General features: G+C 63.7%; 13 protein-coding genes, 1 rRNA gene and 3 pseudogenes. 11 read left to right on the plus strand and 6 right to left on the minus strand.

All coding sequences use genetic code 11. The features are described from left to right. Window positions 1–23: 23 nt before the first annotated feature. From recC to rrf, 4 genes are all read left to right on the plus strand, one after another. On the plus strand, window positions 24–3437 hold the full coding sequence (gene recC, locus GV002_RS07935) for an exodeoxyribonuclease V subunit gamma (RefSeq protein WP_160017806.1): 3414 nt from the start codon (window positions 24–26) through the stop codon (window positions 3435–3437). After that, window positions 3434–7063 (plus strand): exodeoxyribonuclease V subunit beta, encoded by a 3630-nt coding sequence (recB, locus tag GV002_RS07940; protein ID WP_160017807.1) that lies wholly within the window; start codon window positions 3434–3436, stop codon window positions 7061–7063. Before recC ends, recB begins: the two co-directional genes overlap by 4 nt. Further along, window positions 7060–9090: an exodeoxyribonuclease V subunit alpha gene (gene recD / locus GV002_RS07945; RefSeq protein ID WP_160017808.1), complete on the plus strand. Its 2031-nt coding sequence runs from the start codon at window positions 7060–7062 to the stop codon at window positions 9088–9090. The genes recB and recD overlap by 4 nt, the downstream gene beginning before the upstream one ends. Before the next feature lie 408 nt (window positions 9091–9498). Continuing rightward, a 5S ribosomal RNA gene (rrf, locus tag GV002_RS07950) occupies window positions 9499–9614 on the plus strand. 614 nt (window positions 9615–10228) lie between these two features. Here the strand turns inward: rrf and queD are convergent. Both queD and GV002_RS07960 read right to left on the minus strand, forming a co-directional pair. Then, complete coding sequence (gene queD, locus GV002_RS07955; RefSeq protein WP_003461315.1) at window positions 10229–10585, minus strand: 6-carboxytetrahydropterin synthase QueD; 357 nt, start codon at window positions 10583–10585, stop codon at window positions 10229–10231. Window positions 10586–10710: 125 nt separating this feature from the next. Then, complete coding sequence (locus GV002_RS07960) at window positions 10711–11790, minus strand: patatin-like phospholipase family protein (RefSeq protein ID WP_160017809.1); 1080 nt, start codon at window positions 11788–11790, stop codon at window positions 10711–10713. A 145-nt stretch (window positions 11791–11935) separates the two neighbouring features. Here GV002_RS07960 and GV002_RS07965 point away from each other — a divergent pair, with 145 nt between their 5' ends. From GV002_RS07965 to GV002_RS07980, 4 genes are read left to right on the plus strand one after another with little or no spacing between them, the layout of a single operon-like run. Next, on the plus strand, window positions 11936–12244 hold the full coding sequence (locus tag GV002_RS07965) for a PepSY domain-containing protein (protein WP_160017810.1): 309 nt from the start codon (window positions 11936–11938) through the stop codon (window positions 12242–12244). Then, window positions 12244–12558: a PepSY domain-containing protein gene (locus GV002_RS07970; protein WP_160017811.1), complete on the plus strand. Its 315-nt coding sequence runs from the start codon at window positions 12244–12246 to the stop codon at window positions 12556–12558. Before GV002_RS07965 ends, GV002_RS07970 begins: the two co-directional genes overlap by 1 nt. Then, on the plus strand, window positions 12558–13226 hold the full coding sequence (locus tag GV002_RS07975) for a response regulator transcription factor (protein ID WP_106742298.1): 669 nt from the start codon (window positions 12558–12560) through the stop codon (window positions 13224–13226). Before GV002_RS07970 ends, GV002_RS07975 begins: the two co-directional genes overlap by 1 nt. Next, complete coding sequence (locus tag GV002_RS07980; protein ID WP_160017812.1) at window positions 13223–14536, plus strand: ATP-binding protein; 1314 nt, start codon at window positions 13223–13225, stop codon at window positions 14534–14536. The genes GV002_RS07975 and GV002_RS07980 overlap by 4 nt, the downstream gene beginning before the upstream one ends. A 135-nt stretch (window positions 14537–14671) precedes the next feature. On the opposite strand, the gene GV002_RS07985 is transcribed toward GV002_RS07980, so the two are convergent. The 3 genes and pseudogenes from GV002_RS07985 to GV002_RS24555 form a co-directional block, all read right to left on the minus strand. After that, window positions 14672–15268, minus strand: coding sequence for an NADPH-dependent FMN reductase (locus GV002_RS07985; RefSeq protein ID WP_160017813.1), 597 nt, complete (start codon window positions 15266–15268; stop codon window positions 14672–14674). 144 nt (window positions 15269–15412) lie between these two features. After that, a complete protein-coding gene (locus tag GV002_RS24550) occupies window positions 15413–16168 on the minus strand; it encodes a methyl-accepting chemotaxis protein (RefSeq protein WP_372241827.1) in 756 nt (251 codons plus the stop codon). Between the two features lie 150 nt (window positions 16169–16318). Continuing rightward, window positions 16319–17557: pseudogene (locus tag GV002_RS24555) on the minus strand (chemotaxis protein); the annotation flags it as partial. Window positions 17558–17742: 185 nt separating this feature from the next. On the opposite strand from GV002_RS24555, the gene GV002_RS07995 reads away from it, so the two are divergent. The 3 genes and pseudogenes from GV002_RS07995 to GV002_RS24565 all read left to right on the plus strand — a co-directional run. After that, the gene (locus GV002_RS07995; RefSeq protein ID WP_160017815.1) at window positions 17743–19062 is read left to right on the plus strand and encodes a Na+/H+ antiporter family protein; all 1320 of its coding nucleotides are present in this window, start codon (window positions 17743–17745) and stop codon (window positions 19060–19062) included. A gap of 115 nt (window positions 19063–19177) precedes the next feature. After that, window positions 19178–19702: pseudogene (locus GV002_RS24560) on the plus strand (cache domain-containing protein); the annotation flags it as partial. A gap of 159 nt (window positions 19703–19861) precedes the next feature. Next, window positions 19862–20860, plus strand: a pseudogene (locus tag GV002_RS24565) (methyl-accepting chemotaxis protein); the annotation flags it as partial. A 1-nt stretch (window position 20861) separates the two neighbouring features. Here GV002_RS24565 and GV002_RS08005 read toward each other — a convergent pair. After that, a complete protein-coding gene (locus GV002_RS08005; protein ID WP_160017817.1) occupies window positions 20862–21764 on the minus strand; it encodes a LysR substrate-binding domain-containing protein in 903 nt (300 codons plus the stop codon). Window positions 21765–21787: the final 23 nt, after the last annotated feature.

Raw genomic sequence — 21787 nt, forward strand, 5'->3', positions numbered from 1 at the left:
CGTTTTTCGACAGGAGTCAGTCGATGCCCGCCAGCCCGGAGTTGTCCCCCGGCCTTATCGTCATTCACGGCAACCACCTCGAAGAGCTGCGTGCTCTGGCGGTGCAGTGGATGCGGCGCTATCCGTTGCGGCCGTTGGAGAACGAAGTGCTGCTGGTGCAGAGCAATGGCATCGCTCAGTGGCTCAAGTTGGCGTTGGCCGAGCGTGATGGCTGTGGCATTGCTGCGGCGCTGGACGTTGATCTGCCGGCGCGCTTTCTCTGGCAGGCCTACCGCAATGTGCTGGGCAAGGACGCGATTCCGCAGCAGTCACCGCTGGACAAGGCGCCGCTGACCTGGCGTCTGATGCGGCTGTTGCCGGGGCTGCTGGCCGATGAGGCGTTCGCGCCGTTGCGCCGCTTCCTTGCGGATGACCAGGATCTGCGCAAGCGTCACCAGTTGGCCGAGCGCCTGGCCGATCTGTTCGACCAATACCAGGTCTATCGCGCCGACTGGCTGGCGGATTGGGCCGCGGGACAGGACCGCCTGCGTACCTCGCGCGGTGGCGAGCGGATTCTGGAGGGCGATTCCTGCTGGCAACCTGCGCTGTGGCGCGCCTTGCTGGCGGATGTCGGCGAGCAGCACCTGGCCGAGAGCCGCGCCGGTGTGCATCCGCGCTTCGTTGCCCGCATGGGCGAGCTGGACACGCCGCCACCCGGGCTGCCTCGGCGTATCAGCGTTTTCGGCATCTCCTCGTTACCGGCCCAGGTGCTGGAGGCGCTGGCGGCCATGGCGCGCTTCAGCCAGGTCATGCTCTACGTGCACAACCCCTGTCAGCACCACTGGGGCGATATCGTCGAGGACAAGGATCTGCTGCGCCACGAGTACCGCCGGCAGCAGCGCAAGGGTAGGCCGGATGCCCAGATCGGCCTGTTCGAACAGGAGGACATGCATCAGCACGGGCAACCGCTGCTGGCCGCCTGGGGCAAGCAGGGGCGCGACTACATCAACCTGCTGGATCAGTACGACGAGCCGCAGCGCTACCGTGAGCAGTTCGAACGCATCGACCTGTTCAGCCCGGCTCGCGAGATCAACCTGCTCGGCCAACTGCAGAACGACATTCTCGACCTGCGCCCGCTGGCGGAAACGCGCAGTGTCTGGCCGCAGGTCGACCCTGAGCATGATCATTCGCTGCGTTTTCACGTTGCTCACAGTGCTCAGCGCGAAGTGGAGGTGCTGCACGATCAACTGCTGGCCAGCTTCAGCGAAGACGCCACGCTGCGGCCGCGCGATGTGATCGTCATGGTGCCGGACGTCAATGCCTACGCTCCGCATATCCAGGCCGTGTTCGGCCAGTTCGCCAGCGACGATCCGCGTTTCATTCCCTTCACCCTGGCCGACCAGGGGCTGCGCGGCAAAGAGCCGATGGTCATCGCGCTGGAGCACTTGTTGCGTCTGCCGGACAGCCGATTCAGCGTGAGCGAGATTCTCGACTTGCTGGATGTCGCCGCGCTGCGTCAGCGCTTCGCCATCGCCGAGGATCAGTTGCCCACCCTGCGCCGCTGGCTGGAGGGCGCCGGCGTGCGCTGGGGGCTGGACGCGACCCAGCGGCAATCGCTCGGCCTGGGCGATGACCTGGAGCAGAACACCTGGCGCTTCGGTCTGCGACGCATGCTGCTGGGCTACGCGGTGGGCACGGCGGATGCCTTCGCCGGTATCGAACCCTATGACGAAATTGGTGGGCTCGATGCCGCGCTGATCGGCCCGGTGACGCGCTTGCTGGAAACCCTCGACCAGCATCTGCAGCAACTGCGTGAGCCGGCTACGCCGGGGCAGTGGGGCGAACGCTTGCGCGGCGTGCTCGATGATTGCTTCCTGGCGCAGAACGACCGCGAAGAGGTGCTGAAGACTCAGTTGCTCGATGCGCTGGATGCCTGGCTGGAGCTGTGCGAGGCCGCGACGCTGGAGGAAGCGCTGACGTTGCCGGTGGTGCGCGAAGCCTGGCTCGGCGGGCTCGATCAGGGGCGGCTGAGTCAGCGCTTTCTCGCCGGTGCGGTGAATTTCTGCACCCTGATGCCGATGCGCGCGATCCCGTTCCGTCAGGTCTGCCTGCTGGGCATGAACGACGGCGACTATCCGCGCAGCCAGGCGCCACTGGATTTCGATCTGATGGCTGGCGATTACCGCCCCGGCGACCGTTCGCGCCGCGAGGATGACCGCTACCTGTTGCTGGAAGCGCTGCTGGCGGCGCGTGATCGTCTCTATATCAGCTGGGTAGGGCGCAGCATCCGCGACAACAGCGAGCGACCGCCGTCCGTGCTGGTTGGCCAACTGCGTGATCATCTGGCCACTGCCTGGACGCTGGTCGGTGGTGACGACCTGTTGCAAGGCCTGACCACCGAGCACCCCTTGCAACCCTTCAGCCGCCGCTATTTCGATGGTCAGGCGCGGCTGTTCAGTTATGCCCATGAGTGGGCAGCCCTGCATGGCCAGGTTTCTACCCGCGAGAGTGCTGCACCCTTGTCGGTCTGGGAGGAGGGGCAACAGCTCACGCCCGAACTGTTGCAGTCGTTCCTGCGTGATCCGGTGAAGTGTTTCTTCACCCGCCGCCTCAAGGTGTTTCTCGATGAGCAGCAGCAGGCGCAACTCGACAGCGAGCCGTTCGCCCTCGATGGTCTGCAGCGCTATCAGTTGCAGGAAACCTTGCTCAAGGCGGCAGTCGCAGGTGACGGGGACAGCGACGATGCGCTGAGGTCGGCAGCCGACCGTCTGCAGCGCAGCGGCGTTCTACCGCTGGCCGGCTTCGGCGAACAGTATCGCAATGCCTTGCTGGAACCCCTGCCGGCGCAGGTGCAGCGTTACCAGGGGCTTTGCCTGTGCTGGCCGACCCTGCTGGAGTCACCGCAACGCCTGACTTTCACCGCAGCCGGTGTTGAGCTCGACGGTTGGCTTGCCGGGCTGCGCCAGCAGGCCGACGGCAGCCTGGCGCGCCTGGAGCTACTGCCGGGCGCGCTGCACAAGGACAAGAGTTGGAAGTGGCATCGCCTGCTGCGGCCCTACGCACTGCACGTCATCGCTGCGGCTTGCGGTGTGCCGCTGACCACCCTGCTGGTCGGCGAGGATCGCAGCCTGGCCTTCGAGCCTCTGCCTGGGGAGCACGCTGCCCGTGTGCTGACCACCTGGCTGGACGCCTGGAGTGCAGGCATGCAGGCGCCGTTGCCGGTCGCCCTGAAAACCTCGCTGACCTGGTTGCAGGACAACAACGAGGACAAGGCTTGCAGCGTCTATGAGGGGAGCTACAACCTCTCCGGTGAAGTCCAGAGCAGCGCCAGCCTGGCGAGGCAGTTCCCGGACTACGTTGCGCTCACCGCCGACGGCCAGTTTCCGGCATGGAGCGAGCGGCTCTACCAGTCGCTGCTCGACAGCAATCCCCAGGCACTCGAGGAGGACGCAGCATGAGTCAACAGCGCCCTCTGGCCCTGAGGTTTCCCCTGCACGGCAGCCGCCTGATCGAGGCCAGCGCCGGCACGGGCAAGACCTTCACCATTTCCGCGCTCTACCTGCGGCTGATCCTCGGTCATGGCGGTGAGGCCGCGTTTCGCGAGGCCCTGTTGCCGCCGCAGATTCTGGTGGTGACCTTCACCGATGCGGCCACGCGCGAGTTGCGTGACCGGATTCGTGCGCGCCTGGTCGAGGCCGCGACGGTATTCCGTGGCGACGCCTTGGGCGACGACCTGCTACGCGAGTTGCGCGGTGATTTCACGCAGACGCAGTGGGATGAGTGCGCCCGCCGCCTGGAGCTGGCGGCGCAGTGGATGGACGAGGCCGCCGTGTCCACCATTCACGGCTGGTGCCAGCGCATGCTGCGTGAGCATGCCTTCGACAGTGGCAGCCTGTTCAGCCAGACCCTGGAGACCGACCACAGCGAACTACTGGCCGAAGTAGTGCGCGATTACTGGCGCCAGCACTGCTATCCGCTGCAGGGCGCGGCGCTGCAATGGGTGGCAAGTGCCTGGGGCACGCCCGCCGTGCTGGGAGCAAAGCTGCGACCGCTGCTGAGTGAAGAGGGCGCGGCTCCGGCGCAGGCGCTGGGCGAACTGCTCGACAGCGCATTGCAGCAGCGCGAGCAGGCGCTTGCCGCGCTCAAGTCGCCCTGGCTGGCCTGGGCCGATGAGTTGCAGCTGTTGCTGGATGCAGCAGTGGCGGCCAAGCAGGTGGATGGCAAGAAAATCCAGGCGCGCTTCTACAACCCCTGGTTGGCCAAGTTGCGTGAGTGGGCCGGCGGCGAAGAGTCGCGTCTCGACCTGGGCACGGGGTTCACTCGCCTGACCCCCGACGGCCTTGCGGAAGCCTGGAAGGGCGAAGTGCCGGGTCATCCAGCGCTGGACGCCATGGCACTGCTCAAGGCGCAGCTCGACGCCTTGCCAGACCCCGCTGATGCGGCGTTGCGACACGCGTCAGCCTGGGTTCGCCAGCGCTTCGACTGGGAGAAACGCCAGCGCGCGGAGATGGGTTTCGACGACATGCTCGTGCGCCTGGACGCTGCCCTTCAAGGCAGCAACGGCCCGCGCCTGGCCGAGGTGATCCGCCGCCAGTTTCCGGTGGCGATGATCGATGAATTCCAGGACACCGACCCGCTGCAGTACCGCATCTTCGATACGCTCTACGAGGTCGAAGCCAACCGCGACGACTGCGGCCTGTTCATGATCGGCGACCCCAAGCAGGCCATCTACTCCTTCCGTGGCGCCGACATTCATACCTATCTGCGCGCACGTCGGGCGACGTTCGGTCGGCACTACAACCTGGAGAAGAATTTCCGCTCCAGCCAAGCCATGGTCGATGCCGTCAACGGGGTTTTCCTGCGTGCCGAACAACGTGACGGCAGCGAAGGGGCCTTTCTGCTGCGCGACGATCTGCCTTTCATCGAGGTGGGCGCGCAGGGCCGGCGCGAAGTCTGGAGCGTCGACGGCCAGACGCAGCCAGCCCTGACGGTGTGGCAGCTGGCGAGCGACGAACCGGTTGCCAAGGGCGCCTATGTAGACGCCCTGGCGGCCGGCGCGGCCAGCGAGATCGTGCGTCTGCTGGATCTGGGCCAGCGCGGGCAGGCCGGCTTCAGCAAAGAGGGTGCGCTGAGTGCCTTGCGCCCCAGCGATATCGCAGTGCTGGTGCGCGACTTCAACGAGGCGCAGGCCATTCGCGGCGAGCTGGCAGCGCGCGGCGTACGCAGTGTCTATCTCTCCGACAAGGATTCGGTGTTCGCGGCCCAGGAGGCACGCGACCTGCTGTTGTGGCTGCGCGCCTGTGCCGAGCCGGATCAGGATCGCCCGCTGCGTGCGGCGCTGGCCAGCGCGACACTGGGGCTGACTTTGAGCGAGCTGGAGCAGCTCAACCTCGACGAGCGCACCTGGGAACGCCGCGTCATGCAGTTCCGCGACTACCGCCAGCGCTGGCAGCGCCAGGGTGTGCTGCCGATGCTGCGCCAGTTGTTGCAGGACTTCGAGCTGCCGCAGCGGCTGATGGGACGTGACGATGGCGAGCGGGTATTGACCAACCTGCTGCACCTGGCCGAACTGCTGCAGCAGGCTGCCGCCGAACTCGATGGCGAGCTGGCGCTGATTCGCCACCTGGGCGAGCTGCTGGCCGGTGAGGGGCAGGCTGCCGACGAGCAGGTGTTGCGCCTGGAGAGCGACGAGGCACTGGTACGCGTGGTGACCATTCACAAGTCCAAGGGCCTGGAGTATCCCTTGGTGTTTCTGCCATTCATCTGCGCGTTCCGCCCAGTGGACGACAAGAAGCCGCTGCAGATCCACGACGGTGAACGTCGCCGGCTGGTGCTCAAGGCCGATGAAGTCAGCCTGGCGCGCGCCGAGCGTGAGCGCCTGGGCGAAGACCTGCGTCTGCTCTATGTGGCGTTGACCCGAGCCCGACATGCCTGCTGGCTGGGTGTAGCGGATCTGAAGATCGGCAACGGCAAGAAGTCGCGCCTGCATGAGTCGGCGTTGGGCTACCTGCTCGGTGGCGGTGTATCGCTGGCTGCCAGTGGCGAACTCGCCAGTTGGCTCGCACCCTTTGCCGCTGGGCTGGAAAGCACCGTGGCGCCGGTGCCGGCCGCCAGCGAGCAGCGCTATCGCATGATCGAAGACAAGCAGTTCGAGCCGCACTGGCGTACGCCTGTACGACGCGCCGCCGAACATTGGTGGATCGCCTCCTACAGTGCGCTGCGTCTGGACGAGGACGCGCCCCGCCAGGCCAGCCGCCACGAAGACGCCGCACCCGACAGTCCGGCGATGCAGAACGCCGTCGACGATGAAGATCCGTTGCTGGCTCTGGCGCCGCTGCCGGCATCCGCTCAGGGGCTGCATCGTTTTCCGCGCGGACCGAACCCCGGCACCTTCCTCCATGGCCTGCTGGAAATGGCAGCACAGGAAGGCTTTGCGGCGCTTGTGCAGGAACCGTCAAGGCTGCGCGAGGCGCTGGCCAGGCGTTGCCAGCGTCGTGGACTGGAAAGCTGGATCGATCCGTTGCAGGACTGGCTACTGGCGCTGCTGACCCAGCCGCTGCCGCTGGATGGCGTGGATACCGTCGTGCTGGCGCAACTGACGCAGTATCAGCCCGAGCTGGAGTTCTGGTTCGAAGCGCGCGGGGTGGACGTCAGGTTGCTGGATCAGTGGGTGCAGCAGTGCGAGTTGCCGGGTATCGCCAGGCAGCCGCTGCGTGCCGACACCCTCAACGGCATGTTCAAGGGTTTCATCGATCTGGTATTCGAACATCAGGGGCGTTACTACGTGGCGGATTACAAGTCCAATTGGCTCGGCAGCGACGATGGTGCCTACACCCGTGAAGCGATGGAGGTCGCCATCGCCAGCCATCGCTACGACCTGCAATACGTGCTCTACGTGCTGGCGCTGCACCGGCAGTTGGGGCTGCGCCTGCCGGATTACGACTACGACCAGCATCTGGGTGGCGCGCTCTACCTCTTTATCCGCGCACCGCAGCAGGGCGTTTACCTGGCCCGGCCGCCTCGCGAGCTGATCGAGCGGCTGGATGCGCTGTTCATGGGCGAAGCAGAGGAGGGCGCGGCATGAGTGCGATGTTGGCGCCGGCGTTGTGTGATCGCGCTGAACTCTTTGCCCTGCTATCGACATGGAGCGAACGTGGCTGGCTGCGCGAGCTGGATCGGGCTCTGGCGCAGCTGTTCGCCGAACTGGATGCGGACGCTTCGCCCTTGCTGCTGCTCGGCGCCGCACTGGCCAGCCATCAACTGGGGCAGGGGCATGTCTGTCTCGACCTGGCAGCCACGCTGGCTAATCCCGATTTCATCCTGTCTCTGCCACCGGAAGGTGAGGACCCGCAAGAAGCGATGATCCTGCCGTCGCAGGTGCTGGCCGGGCTCAGCCTGGAGTCCTGGCTGGCGGCTCTTGCCGGCAGCTCATTGCTGGAGTCAGAAGGGGCGCCGCTGGTGCTCAGCGGCGCCTGCCTATATATGCGCCGCTACTGGAACTATGAACGCCAGGTGGCTGGCGATATCGCTCGACGCCTGCAGGCGAGTGCTGCGGCGCCTAGCGATCTGGCCGTGCGCCTGGCCTCACTGTTTCCCGAGCCGCTGGTGGTGGACGGCCAGCGCCTCACTGACTGGCAGAAGCTGGCCTGTGCCATGGCGGCGCAAGGGCGCTTCACCCTGATCACCGGGGGGCCCGGAACCGGCAAGACCACCACGGTAGTACGTCTGCTGGCGCTGTTGCAGGAATCCGCCATGGCCACTGGCGAGCCGTTGCGCCTGAGTCTTGCGGCGCCTACCGGCAAGGCCGCCGCGCGGCTGACCGAGTCCATTGGCGCGCAAGTGCAGTCGCTGGCACTGGACGAGCGCGTGCGTGAGCAGATTCCGACTCAGGTGACGACGCTGCATCGCCTGCTGGGCAGTCGTCCTGGCAGTCGCCATTTCCGTCACGATGCCGCCAACCCTCTGCCATTGGACGTGCTGGTGGTCGACGAGGCGTCGATGATCGACCTGGAGATGATGGCCAGCCTGCTGGATGCCTTGCCGACGCATGCGCGTCTGATTCTGCTGGGCGACAAGGATCAGCTCGCGTCGGTGGAGGCCGGTGCTGTACTGGGTGACCTGTGTCGCGAGGCAGAAAGTGGTGGCTACAGCGAAGCCACGCGTACCTGGCTGGAAAGCCAGACAGGCGAGCAACTGGAAGACCTGGCGCTGGTATCCGGTGACCAGGCGCTGGAACAGCATATCGTCATGCTGCGCCACTCACGGCGCTTCGGCAGTGGCTCGGGCATCGGACGCCTGGCGCGTGCGGTCAACCAGAGCGATGCGCAGGCGGCCCGTGCAATCCTTGCAGCTGGCGCAGACGACCTGCATGTGCTGCGCCTGTCGGGCGAGCAGGATCGCGCGCTGGAGCGACTATTAATAGACGGACAGGGCGACGGCGAGCCTCGTCCGCAGGGCTATGCACATTATCTGCAACTGATGCATGCCGAGCGTCCCGCCTCAGATGCCGATTCCCATGCCTGGGGCTGCTGGGCCGGTAACGTCCTGGCTGCGTTCGACCGGTTCCAGCTGCTCTGTGCGGTTCGTAAAGGTACTTGGGGCGTGGAAACGCTTAACGAGCGCATCGCCGAAGCGTTGGTGCGCCGTGGCCTCCTTGAGCAGGCGCAGGGCTGGTATGAAGGCCGGCCTGTGCTGGTAACGCGCAATGACTACAGTCTTGGGCTGATGAATGGCGACATCGGTATTGCACTGCGCCTGCCGGAACCGCCTGAATTTCCGGGTGCACCTGAACGCCAGGTATTGCGAGTGGTATTCCCGCGTAATGACGGCAGTGGCACCTTGCGCCATATCCTGCCCAGTCGCCTGAGCGCGGTGGAGACCGTGTTCGCGATGACCGTGCACAAGTCGCAGGGTTCGGAGTTCGCTCATTGCGCGTTGATCCTGCCTGACAGCCTCAACCCGGTGCTGACCAAAGAGCTGATCTACACCGGTATCACGCGAGCGCGTCACTGGTTCAGCCTCATTGAAAGTCGCCCAGGCATCTTCGAGCAGGCAGTGCAGCGACGCGTGGAGCGACGCAGCGGGCTGCGTGAAGCACTTGAAGCGTTATAAGTCATAAAACTGCAATTTCTGCTTGACGTGCATTCTGCTGGCGGTAGAATGCGCGCCACTTCAGCGATGAAGCTCTTCAAAAACTTCTTGTTAATCAATAAGTTAAGTTTAAAAGAGGGGTTGCAAAGCGAGGTGAGGCGTGTAGAATGCGCGCCGGTCGACAGGGTGGAGGTTTGATCCTGTTGATGCTTCGGTCGAATGGATCGAAAGCGGTTTGAAAGAGGTGGTTGACAGCGGTTTTGAACGCTGTAGAATGCGCCTCCCGCTGGAGAGAAGAAGTTCTGATTGAAGGCGCAAGTGGTTGAGTAGAAAGAAGTTTCTCCGGAAACAAATTCGAAAAACAGCTTGACAGATAGAGAGGCTGCTGTAGAATGCGCGCCTCGGTTGAGACGAAAGGCTTAACCAACNCTTGACGACCATAGAGCGTTGGAACCACCTGATCCCATCCCGAACTCAGTAGTGAAACGACGCATCGCCGATGGTAGTGTGGTGCTTCACCATGTGAGAGTAGGTCATCGTCAAGCTCCTATACGAACGCCCAGTTTGCTAACGCAGACTGGGCGTTCTTCTATGTGCGCAAAAATGGCGCGTGCTGGTGAGAGTCCCGGGGTGCCGGCCAAGCCCTCGTCAAGCTCCTATACGAAACCCCAGATCGACAACGCGGTCTGGGGTTTCTTCTTTGTGCGCTGGAAAACAACGCTTCGTGTAGGGGCGCCATGCGCACCACCAATGACGCCGACATGCCGGTGCGCCCGGCGCCTACGGGTTGGTTTTCTTCTCTGTGTAGGAAACAACGCTTCGGGTAGGCTGCGCTGCGCGCACCGCTCAAGACGCCGACATGCCGGTGCGCACGGCGCACCCTACGGGTTGGTTTCTTCTCTGCGTAGGAAACAACGCTTCGGGTAGGCTGCGCTGCGCGCATCGCTCAAGACGCCGACATGCCGGTGCGCACGGCGCACCCTAAGGGTTGGTTTTCTTCTCGGCGTAGGAAACAACGCTTCGGGTAGGGTGCGCCGCGCGCACCGCCAATGATGCGGTCACCTCGGTGCGCATGGCGTACCCTACGGGGCTGGCGGCGCTTTGGGGCATCAATAAAAAGGCCACCTTGGAGGTGGCCTTTGGTGCTTCTGGGTAATGATCAATCGCCGCGATATTCGCAGCCGCTAGTGCAGGTTTCGTGGATGCGTACGCGCGACAGCTCTGGTAGCAGTGGTTTGACCTGTTGCCAGATCCACTTGGCCAGCACTTCGCTGGTTGGGTTTTCCAGGCCGGGAATGTCGTTCAGGTAGTTGTGGTCGAGCTGCTCGTAGATCGGTTTGAAGATCGCTTTGATCTCGGAGAAGTCACGAATCCAGCCGGTATAGGGATCGACTTCACCTTCGATATAGATGGCAACTCGAAAGGAGTGACCATGCAGGCGGCCACATTTGTGGCCTTCCGGTACGTGGGGCAGGCGATGGGCCGCCTCGAAGATGAACTCTTTGAACAATTCCACTGAACAGCGCTCGCGTAAATGATTCCGCCTGGTTGGCGTTGAGCTGCGCAGTTTAACAGGTCTGGTCCAATTGCCGCCTAATCACGTCCGCTCTATAAGCTGGGCAGCCGCTCATATCCCTTGTGTCAAAGCGGTTGCAGGCGTTCTGCCAGGCGGCCGCTTTCGACCAGTTCGAGAAATTCGTCACCGAGCCGCGCGCTCTCGGCCATCGCTTGGCGCCAGTAACGCTCGCGTCCTTCGTCATTGCCCAGGTAGCGTTTGAAGTCGGTGCGATCCGGCAGTTTGCCGTGTGGTAGGCGCGTCAGGTATTCGCGTGATGGCGCCAGCAGCAGTACATCCTGCAGGCGCGTGCGGTCGCCGCGTCGCCAGGGCATGCTCTTGTCGAACCAGCCGGGTATCACACGATCGGTGAAGTGCGGATAGAGCACGATGTCTTCGCCGTTGTAGGGCAGGTCGAGGTGATAGTCGAGCAGGCCGCCATCGCGATAGGCACCCGGCTCCAGGCCGGGAATCTCACGAATCGCCTCCATCACCATGGGGATCGAGCCCGAAGCCAGCAGGGCGTGGCGCAGGTTTTCCGGGGTCAGCGCATGGAAGTGCGAGCGGAAGTCGCTCAGTGGCGCCAGGGGCGGCACCTGTCGCGCATCATGCAGAATCACGCGGTCGAAATGGCGGCCAAGGCGCTGGCGGGCCAGGAAGTTGTTGCCGATCACCGATGACAGGCCGAGGCTGAGTTTGCCGCGATGATCGTGTTGCAGCAGGCCGTGACTCTTCACTACGACAATATGCAGGCGATAGTGGGGGTTGGCGATGATGGCAGCATCCTGATCCGCGAGCAGCTCGTTGAGCATCTGCCGGCAACTGCCCGACACCTCGGCCATGCTCACGCCCTTGGCGAAGCGTTGAGAGGTGTATAGCTCGCCGAGTCGTCGAATCCCGGCGGCCGGATCTGGCAGGCAGGCGCTGGCGAAGCGCCAGGAGCCGATGGAAGCCCCGATCAGGGCGCGTTCGCGTGGCGCACGGGGCAGCCAGTCTCCAAACAGTGCGAGATCCAGCCCCTGAATGCCGATGCCTTTTGGTCCACCTGCCGCGCCAGGCAGGATGCCGACGTCCGCCGGGCTCAGGCCATTCTGGCGAATTCTCGCCAAGGCCCTGGGGCCGGCCTTGATCGTCAGGGCAGGGGATTTGATATGGATCGCGCTCATCATGCCTCCTTTCGCAGCAGGCGATTATAGAGGGCTGGGTGAGCAGGCCAAGCCACTTCATGCGGTGAATGACGCGAGTGAATTCAGCTTGAATTAAGTGCCTGGGCCTAGAGTGGCAGTCACTGATTCACTGCTGGAGAAAGCCATGAAACGATTGATCCACCTCGCAACACTTGCCACCCTCGTCAGCGCCGCTACCATTGCCCAGGCGCGCGATCTCGGCCCGGACGAGGCCCTGCGTCTGCGTGATGCCGGGACCATCAAATCCTTCGAACAGCTCAATGAGGCGGCACTGGCCCAACACCCAGGTGCACGCATCGAAGAAACCGAGCTGGAAGACGAATACGGTCGCTATATCTATCAGATCGAGCTGCGCGATACCCAGGGCGTGCAGTGGGACCTGGAGCTGGATGCCAGCACCGGGGAAATTCTCAAGAACCACCAGGACGATTGATGAAGTTTCGACGTACCACCGCGCTATTGCTGGTTCTGGCATGCGGTTTTGCCAGCGTGCCGGGCGTTGCGCGCGATCTCGATCAGGATGAGGCTCTGCGCCTGCGGCGTGAGGGGGTCATCATGCCCTTCGAGCAGCTGATGCAGCACATCGGCAATGCTTACCCCGGTTCCACGCTGCTTGAAGCGGAGCTGGAGGAAGAGGATGGCGTGCTGGTCTATGAGGTCGAGATTCTGACCACCTCGGGTGTGGTGCGCGAGCTCGAACTGGATGCCCGCAACGGCAATATTCTGAAGGATGAGGAAGACGACTGATGCGCCTGTTGCTGGTGGAAGACCATGTACCCCTGGCCGATGAACTGACCGCCAGCCTGAGTCGCCAGGGCTATGCCGTGGACTGGCTGGCCGATGGTCGCGATGCAGCCTATCAGGGCGCCAGCGAGCCTTATGACCTGATCATTCTCGACCTTGGCCTGCCAGGCAAGCCAGGGTTGGAGGTGCTACAGGAGTGGCGTGCTGGCGGACTGGCGACGCCGGTGCTGGTGCTGACTGCGCGAGGTTCCTGGGCCGAGCGCATCGAAGGGCTGAAGGCCGGCGCCGACGACTACCTGACCAAACCCTTCCACCCCGAGGAGTTGGCCCTGCGCATCCAGGCGCTGTTACGCCGCGCCCATGGCCTGGCCAACCAGCCGCAACTGGAGGCCGCCGGCCTGCAACTGGACGAGAGCCGCCAGTGCGTGACGGCGGGCGGCGAAGCCATTGACCTGACTGCCGCAGAGTTTCGCTTGCTGCGTTATTTCATGCTGCATCCGGGGCAGATCCTGTCCAAGAGTCATCTCGCCGACCACCTCTATGACGGCGAGACCGAGCGCGACTCCAACGTCATCGAAGTGCACGTCAACCGCCTGCGCGGCAAGCTCGGACGCAACGTGATCGAGACCCGCCGTGGGCAGGGTTACCGCTTTACCGGAGAGCAGGGTTGAGGTCCATTCAGCGTCGGCTCGGTATTGGCCTGGCCGCTACGCTGTTGCTGGTCGGATTGGTTCTGGCGCAGGCCAGCCTCTGGGTCTTCGACCGTGGCCTGCGCGCTTACCTGGAAGAGGATTTGCGTGACGAAGCGCAAGGACTGTTGGCAGCACTGGTGCGGGGTCCAGCTGGTTTGCAACTGGATGAACGACGTCTCGATCCCTCGTTCCAGCGGCAATTCTCGGGGCATTATTTTCGCATCGATTTTTCCGACCGCAGCTGGCGTTCGCGCTCGCTGTGGGATCGTGAGTTACTCAAGCCCAATGGCATTGGCATGCAGGCCGAACTGGGTGACGGCCCGCAAGGCCAGTTACTGCTGATCTACCGCGCCGACTACCGCCGCTATGGGGAGAATCTGTCGATCAGCGTGGCGCAGGATTACCAGCCAATACTGCAGAGTTTTCGCCGCATGCAGTGGGTGGGTTTGGGCCTGGGAGGCGCTGCGCTGCTGCTGATCCTTGTTGCCCAGCGTTACACCGTGCACCGAGCCCTGCGCCCGCTGGAGCAGGTACGCCAGCAGATCGTGCAACTGCAGCAGGGGCGGCGTACGGATCTGGATGCCGAGGTGCCCGAAGAGTTGGAGCCTCTGGTCGCACAGATCAACCACCTGTTGGCGCATACCGAGGACACCCTCAAGCGCTCGCGCAATGCATTGGGCAATCTTGGCCATGCGCTGAAAACGCCGCTGGCCGTGTTGATCAGCCTGGCCGGCCGCGAGGAGTTGGCAGCCCATCCGGCATTGCGCGCGACCATGCGCGAACAGTTGGAGCAGATCGGGCAGCGCCTGAGCCGCGAGCTGGGGCGTGCGCGCCTGGCTGGCGAGGTGTTGCCGGGAGCACGCTTCGATTGCGCGCAGGAGCTGCCGGGGCTGTTCGCCACCTTGTCGATGATTCATGACCGTGGCCTGAGCCTGGATTGGCAGGCGCCGCCTGGCCTGGTCCTGCCGCGTGACCGTGAGGATCTGCTGGAGCTGCTCGGCAACCTGCTGGATAACGCCTGCAAATGGGCCGATCAGCGTGTGCAACTGACGGTGGAGGAGAGCGCCGAGGGTTATCGCCTATGTGTCGATGATGACGGCCCAGGTATCGATGCCGAGCGCCGTGAGGCCGTGCTTGGGCGCGGTACCCGTCTGGACGAGCAGGTGGCGGGACACGGCCTGGGCCTTGGTATCGTGCGCGATATCATCGAGGCCTGGCACGGCCGTATCGAGCTGCAGGACAGCCCGTTGGGCGGGTTACGAGTGGTGGTGAGCCTGCCACGGCGTTGAACCCAGGCCGCGCTTATGGCCTCGCGCCGGGCACGCCATCGCTGGTGGGTTACGCGGCGCGGTAAGTTTGTCGGCGCCTGCAAACGCTGCGTTCAGCGTCGCTAACCCACACTACGGGCCGTGCAAGGCTCTCTATTACATGCCGTTGGCGAAGGCCGGGTTATCGAAGTTGATGGCGGCGCGGACCGGCTGCAGGGCGTGGGCGTAACGCACCAGTACATCGAGCGCGTAATCGACGCGGGCGCGGAGTCGCTCATCGGCTTCGTCCACCGCCTGCGGACCGTTCAACACTTTCTCGACCTGACGCACGATCAGGTGCTCCGGCAGGTAGCACAGGCGGCAGTTCTTGTAGCTGGAGGCGCGCAGTTCGCTGATCGGGTAGGCGCCGCCAATACCGGAGGAAACGCCAACCAGCAGGCCTGGCTTGTGCGCCAGTTCGGCCTTGCTGGCGTAGATGAAGAAGTTCTTGATCGCCGGACAGGCCATGCCGTTCCACTCCGGCGCAATGATCACCACGGCATCGGCGGCCGCCAGTTGCTGCTGATACATGGACCAGGGGCCGGCGTCTTCAGCGGGCCACAGCGGCAGCGGCGCCAGGCCCAGATCGATGATGCTGCTGGTGTCCTGAGTGGTTTGACCCATCTCGATCAGGCGCTGACGCAGCACGCGAGCGACCTTTCCTGATTGGCTGTTGTTGCGGCTGGAGCCGGCGACCAAGGCGATATTGAGCATGCTGCTTCCCCGAAAAAAGAACGCAGGCTAGGCGATTGCCTGCCTGCGCTGCAAGGGAAGCGCCGCCAGATCGAGGATGATTTGGCGTCATGTCCACTGATGCGCCGCCAGTATTTTGGTGCGCGCGGCGCACCCTGCCTGACGTTACACGCGGAATTGATCCATCAGACTCTGCTGATGATTGGCCAGGCGGTTGAGGTTCTGGCTCACCTGCGCCGACTCGTCGGCCTGTGCGGTGATGGCCTCGGTGACGTCGCGGATCGAGGCGACATTGCGGTTGATCTCCTCGGCCACCGAACTCTGCTCCTCAGCGGCGCTGGCGATCTGCAGGTTCATGTCGGTAATGGTGCTGACCGCCTGGCTGATACGCTGCAGCGCGGCCACGGCTTGCTGCACCTGCTCGACGCTGCCCTGAGCCTGGCGATGGCTGCTGTGCATGGTGCTGACCACCTCGCGCGTGCCGTTCTGCAAGCCTTCGATCACCTGGCGGATTTCCTCGACCGAATCCTGGGTGCGTTTGGCCAGGTTGCGTACTTCGTCGGCGACCACGGCAAAGCCACGACCGGCTTCGCCCGCACGCGCGGCCTCGATGGCGGCGTTGAGGGCGAGCAGGTTGGTCTGCTCGGCAATCGAGCGAATCACTTCCAGCACCGAGCCGATCTGCTCGCTGCTGCTGGCCAGGCCTTCGACTTCCTGCATGGCCACATTCATTTCATTGGCCAAAAGATCGATGGTGTTGGTAGTGCGGTCGATCACCTGCAGGCCTTCGCGACTGGCCTGATCTGCATTGCGCGCGGCTTCTGCGGCCTGCGCGGCGTTGTGCGCGACATCCTGGGCGGTGGCGCTCATTTCCTGGAAGGCGGTCGCCACCTGGTCAACCTCGCGATACTGCTGCTGCATGCCGGCGCTGGTCTGGCTGGCGATGGCTGCGGACTGATCGGCCGTGCTGCGGGCGTCGATCACGCTGTTTTTCACGTCGGCAATGATGGGCTGTAGCTTGTCGAGGAAACGGTTGAACCAGCCGGCGAGTTCGCCCAGCTCGTCCTGCCGGGCGTATTGCAGGCGGCGAGTCAGGTCGCCTTCGCCGCTGGCGATATCCTTGAGCATGGAGGCCACGCCGAGAATCGGCCGCGTTACGCCGCGTGCCGTCAGCCACATCAGCAGCAGGCCGGCGATCACCGCGACAAGCCCCATCAGCAGTGCGACCAGGCTGTCACGGGTGCGGGTGGCATCGAGCTGTGCGCCCAGTTCGATGGCGCGCTCGAGCAGCACTTGCTGAGGCACTTCGAGCAGGACCGACCAGGGTTTTGCCTCGGGAATCGGTTTGAACGGGCTGAGTTCACGGAGCATGTCAGCGTGCCGCAACTCGGCGTCGCTGCCTGACTGGATCAAGCTGCGCAGTTCGCTGGCGTTTTCGGGAAAGGCACGTTCGACCGGCTGGCTCAGCAGGCTGCCGTCGCGGCTGTGGCCTGCCAGCAAGGCGCCGGGGCTGAAGATGCTGATATGGCCCTGGCCGTCGTACAGCTCGCGATTGGCCTCCTGGCTGATCTGCTGCAGGCTGGCCAGGCTGATATCCACGCCCATGACGCCGATGATCTTGCCATCGAGTTCCAGGGGAAACGCGATGCTGGTCATCAGCGTCTTCTGCCCGCCGACGTCGTCGTAATAAGGTTCCAGCACGCAGGCCTGGCGGGTATCGCGGGGGCAGGTATACCAGGCGTTGTAGGCGACGCCGTTGTCACCAGGCGTGGTGTCGCCCAGCAATTGCTCGGTCATGGCCTCGGCTTCCAGTTGACCGACTGTGGGTTGCGCCCAGTACAGCGCGAAGCGTCCTGCGTCATTGCTGCCCAGATCGGGCTGGTCGGCGAACAGTTCGTCCTTGCCATCCAGGGCGTTGGGTTCGAACACCAGGTACAGGCCGAGCAGGGCGGGATTGGCTTCCAGGCTGCTGCGCACCTGGCGGGTCAGGTCCTCACGCAGGTCGAAGGCATCGAGAAAGCGCTTCTCTGCCTGCTCACGCAGGAACAGGATCTGCCGGGAAAATCCCTTGCCGTACTGGTAGGCATCCATGAAGTAGCGCTGGATACGGATCGCCTGTAATTCACTACGCGCCTTGAGGCGCAGTGTCGCACTCTCTTCCAGCATCGCGGAGCTGGCTTCGCGCACCAGGCTGGCGCTGCGGCTCGACTGGTACTGCGAGGCGCCCACCAGCAAGGTGACGATGGCGAGCAGGCACAGGCCGGCGAGCAGGGTGATCTTCCACTGGATCGAAAGACGGCTGAACAGCATGGTGCGTTCCTTTCTGCATGGGCTAACAGTGTTATCGGTGTGCGGCCCGTATTCTTGATCGATACGGTGTGCGGTCGGAATTATGCACGTTTCGGTTTAAATAATGAACGATCATGCGTTTTGACAGCTATGGCTCGCTTGCGGCAGAGTACGCGGCTTTTTGCGCCGTGAAGGTGGAGTGCTTTATGAACGCTGTAATCGCTGCGGTCGGCATCATGCTGGTCCTCAGTCTCTGTCGCGTACACGTGGTCGTGGCGCTGATCATTGGTGCACTGGCCGGTGGGCTTTTGGGTGGGCTGGGCGTCGAGGGCACGCTGAAGGCGTTCAACCAGGGGCTCGGTGGCGGGGCGACGGTTGCCCTGTCTTACGCGCTGCTGGGCGCTTTCGCCGTGGCCATCGCCAAGTCGGGCCTGGCTCACGCCCTGGCGGACAGGGCACTGGCGCTGGTCGACAAACAGCAGGATGGCACTGGCGGGGCGCTGAAGTGGTTGCTGATCGGGCTGCTGCTGGCTGTTGCGATCTCCTCGCAGAACCTGCTGCCGATCCATATCGCCTTCATCCCGCTGCTGGTACCACCGCTGCTCTATGTATTGAGCAAATTGCAGCTGGATCGTCGCTTGATCGCCTGCGTGCTGACCTTCGGTCTGATCACGCCGTACATGTTCCTGCCGGTGGGTTTTGGCGGCATCTTCCTCAATGAGATCCTGCTGGCCAATGTCGCCAAGTCCGGTGTCGACGTCACCGGCATCAGCATCACCCAGGCCATGGCCATTCCGGCGCTGGGCATGCTCTGCGGGCTGCTCGTGGCGGTGCTGTTCAGCTATCGCGGCAAACGCGTCTATGACCTGGAAAAGGTCGCGCAGGCCGAACGCGTGGACGTGCAGTACAACCCGTTGAGCCTGCTGGTAGCGGGGCTGGCCATCGCCGCAGCGTTCGTCGTGCAGCTGTGGCTGGACTCGATGATCATCGGCGCGCTGGTCGGTTTCGTGATCTTCTCCGTGTCCGGCGTGGTGCGCTGGAAGGAGGCGGACGGCCTGTTTACCGAAGGCATGAAGATGATGGCCATGATCGGTTTCATCATGATCGCCGCTGCCGGTTTCGCCGAGGTGATGAAGACCACCGGTGAGGTCAAGACGCTGGTCGATAGCTCGGCAGCTCTGATCGGCCACAACAAGGCCGTTGGCGCGCTGTTGATGCTGCTGGTCGGGCTGCTGGTGACCATGGGCATCGGCTCTTCCTTCTCGACCATTCCGATCATCGCGGCGATTTTCGTGCCGCTGGGTGTGCAACTGGGTTTCAGCCCGCTGGCCATCGTCTGCATCGTCGGCACTGCCGGTGCTCTGGGCGACGCCGGCTCACCCGCCTCGGACTCGACGCTCGGGCCAACCTCGGGGTTGAACGCCGACGGTCAGCACAACCACATCTGGGACAGCGTCGTGCCCACCTTCCTGCACTACAACCTGCCGCTGCTGGCGTTCGGTTGGGCCGCCGCTATGCTGCTGTAAAGGCGTGAACAGACGCCGGATTAAGTTCTCGGCGCCTTGGGTCGCTTAACTCTTCCACGGGGCTGCCGATACATCGGTAGCCCCGTTTTTGGTTTCGCACACAAGGACAACAAGAATGCGCCTGACATTGAAAGCCAAGGTAATCCTGCTTGCGCTGGTTCCCGTCATCCTTTTCGCGCTGGTGCTCAGCGGTACGGCGGCGAGGGTGTTGCAGAATCTGGCTGCTGACGAAGTGGCCGAGACGCGCGAGCGTCTGCTGCAGGAGAAACGCAGCGAGCTCGAGCATTACATCCAGATCGCACTGGGCTCGGTGAAAGGCCTCTACGATGGTGCCGCCCAAGGCGACATGGCCAGTCGCGAACAGGCCATCGCCATCCTCTCGAAGATCAAGTACGGCGCCGACGGCTACTTCTTCGGTCATGACTCCAACGTGGTGCGCCTGTTCCGTGGCGACAGCCCGGTGGATGTCGGCAAGAGCCTGGCCGACCGGCGCGACTCCAACGGCGTCTACATCAACCGCGAGCTGGTCAACGTGGCGAAGAACAACAGCTACTTCGTCAATTATTCCTCGCCGCTGCCGGGCAACGAGACCGTGCAGGTGCCCAAGCTCGCCTACAGCTACTACCTGCCCAAATGGGACATGGCCCTGGGCACCGCGCTCAACCTCGACGGTATCGAGGCGCAGATCGTCGAAGTACAGGCTGAGATTGATCGCCGCATCGGCACCATCATCACCAGCATCATGGTGGTGGCGGCGATCCTCCTGCTGGTGTTCGGCGTGATTGGCGTGTGGTTGGGCAACGCCTTCCTGCGCCCGCTGCAACAGATCAAGGCCAACCTCGACGATATCGCTGCAGGTGAGGGCGATCTGACCCGCCGTCTGCCGGTCACCAGTGAGGACGAGTTGGGCCAGTTGGCGGGTTCCTTCAACCGTTTTGTCGAGAAGGTGCATGGCCTGGTGCGGCAGATCGTCGAAATGACCGGGCAGCTCACCGAGCTGGTAAGCCAGGTATCGGAACAGGCGCAGCGCTCCGAGCAGGCCATGGGGCAGCAGCGTCACGAAACCGATCAGGTGGCTACGGCGATCAACGAAATGTCGGCCGCCGCTCACCAAGTCGCCAAGAGCGCGCAGGGCGCCGCAGAAGCCGCGCAGCAGACCGACCGCGAAGGGCAGGCAGCTAAAAGCGTGGTCGATGGCAGCATCCAGCGCATTCACTCGTTGGTCGAGGACATCCGCAGCAGCGGCGTATCGCTCGACAGCCTGCAGCAGGACGTACTGTCCATCGTCAGCGTGCTCGACGTGATCCGCTCCATCGCCGAGCAGACCAACCTGCTGGCGCTCAACGCCGCTATCGAAGCCGCCCGCGCCGGTGAGGCAGGGCGTGGTTTCGCCGTGGTAGCTGATGAGGTGCGTGCGCTGGCCAGCCGCACCCAGCAGAGCACCCAGGAAATCCAGGGCATGATCGACCGTCTGCAGCAGGGTACGCAGCAGTCAGTGACCTCGATGCGCCGCTCCAGTGATGCCGGTGAGCTGACCAGCGAGCAGGCCAACAAGGCCGGCGAATCGCTCGACGCCATTGCTCAGCTGATTGCCACCATCAACGCGATGAACGCGCAGATCGCCAGCGCCGCCGAGGAGCAGACCGCAGTGGCCGAGGAGATCAATCGCAGCGTGCATCAGATCGCCGTTGCCGTGGACAGCGTCGCCGACGAAACCGAGCGTGGCGCACAGACTGCTCGCAGCCTGGCTGGCCTCGGTGATCGCCTCGGGGCATTGGTGCGTCAGTTCCGCATCTGAGTCAGATCGGGAAGCTCCAGCGACTGAATGCCTCGCTCAGCAACTCGATCCAGGCGCGGACAGCCGGCGACATACCGCGCCTGTGGCTGTAGGCCAACTGGACATAGCCCTCCGGCACCGTCCAGTGCGGCAGCAATGACACCAGGCGGCCATCGGCCAATTCCTCGTGGCAGTAGGTGGTGGGCAGCAGCGTGATGCCCACCCCGGCTAGTGCCGCCGACTTGCGCATGGGAAAGTCGTCGACGGCCAGGCGCGCTTCCAGGGCGATCTCGCGAGCCTCCTGCGTCGTGTTGTGATGAAAGCGCAGATGAATGCGCCGGTCGGCTCCGATGGCGCCCAGCGCTGGCAACTGCTGCAGATCTTCAGGCTGCTCCAGGCGTAGCCCGGTTATCAGATCCGGGCGCGCCACCACCAGCGCGCGAGCGGGTAGCAGGCGACGAGTGATCAGGCCCGGTTCTTCGTCATCGGCGTTGCGCACGCGCAGGGCGACGTCCACAGCCTCGTTGAGCAGATCGATGCGGCGGCTGGTCTGTACGACCTCCAGCTGTACCCTGGGGTAGCGCGTCAGAAAATCATTGATCACGTCGGGCAGCAGGGCCACACCCGGTGGGGTGGAGAAGCGCACCCGACCACGGGGTTCGCTGGTCAGGTTGGTCACGGTTTCCTCGGCCTGTTCGGCCTCCAGCAACATCGCCTGGCAATGGCGCAGGTAGCGTTCGCCGATATCGGTCAGCGCCAGCTTGCGTGTCGAGCGATGCAGCAAACGCGCCCCCAGGCGCTGCTCCAGTTCGGCGATGCGCCGCGACAGGCGCGACTTGGGAATGCCCAGTGCGCGCCCGGCAGCGGCGAAACCACCGGCTTCCACTACCTTGGCGAAGTAGAACAGATCATTGAGGTCATGCATGTCATCGTCCTGTCAGTGGGACG

This window comes from Pseudomonas sp. 8O (assembly GCF_902506495.1).
GTDB classification, from domain to species: domain Bacteria; phylum Pseudomonadota; class Gammaproteobacteria; order Pseudomonadales; family Pseudomonadaceae; genus Aquipseudomonas; species Aquipseudomonas chaetocerotis.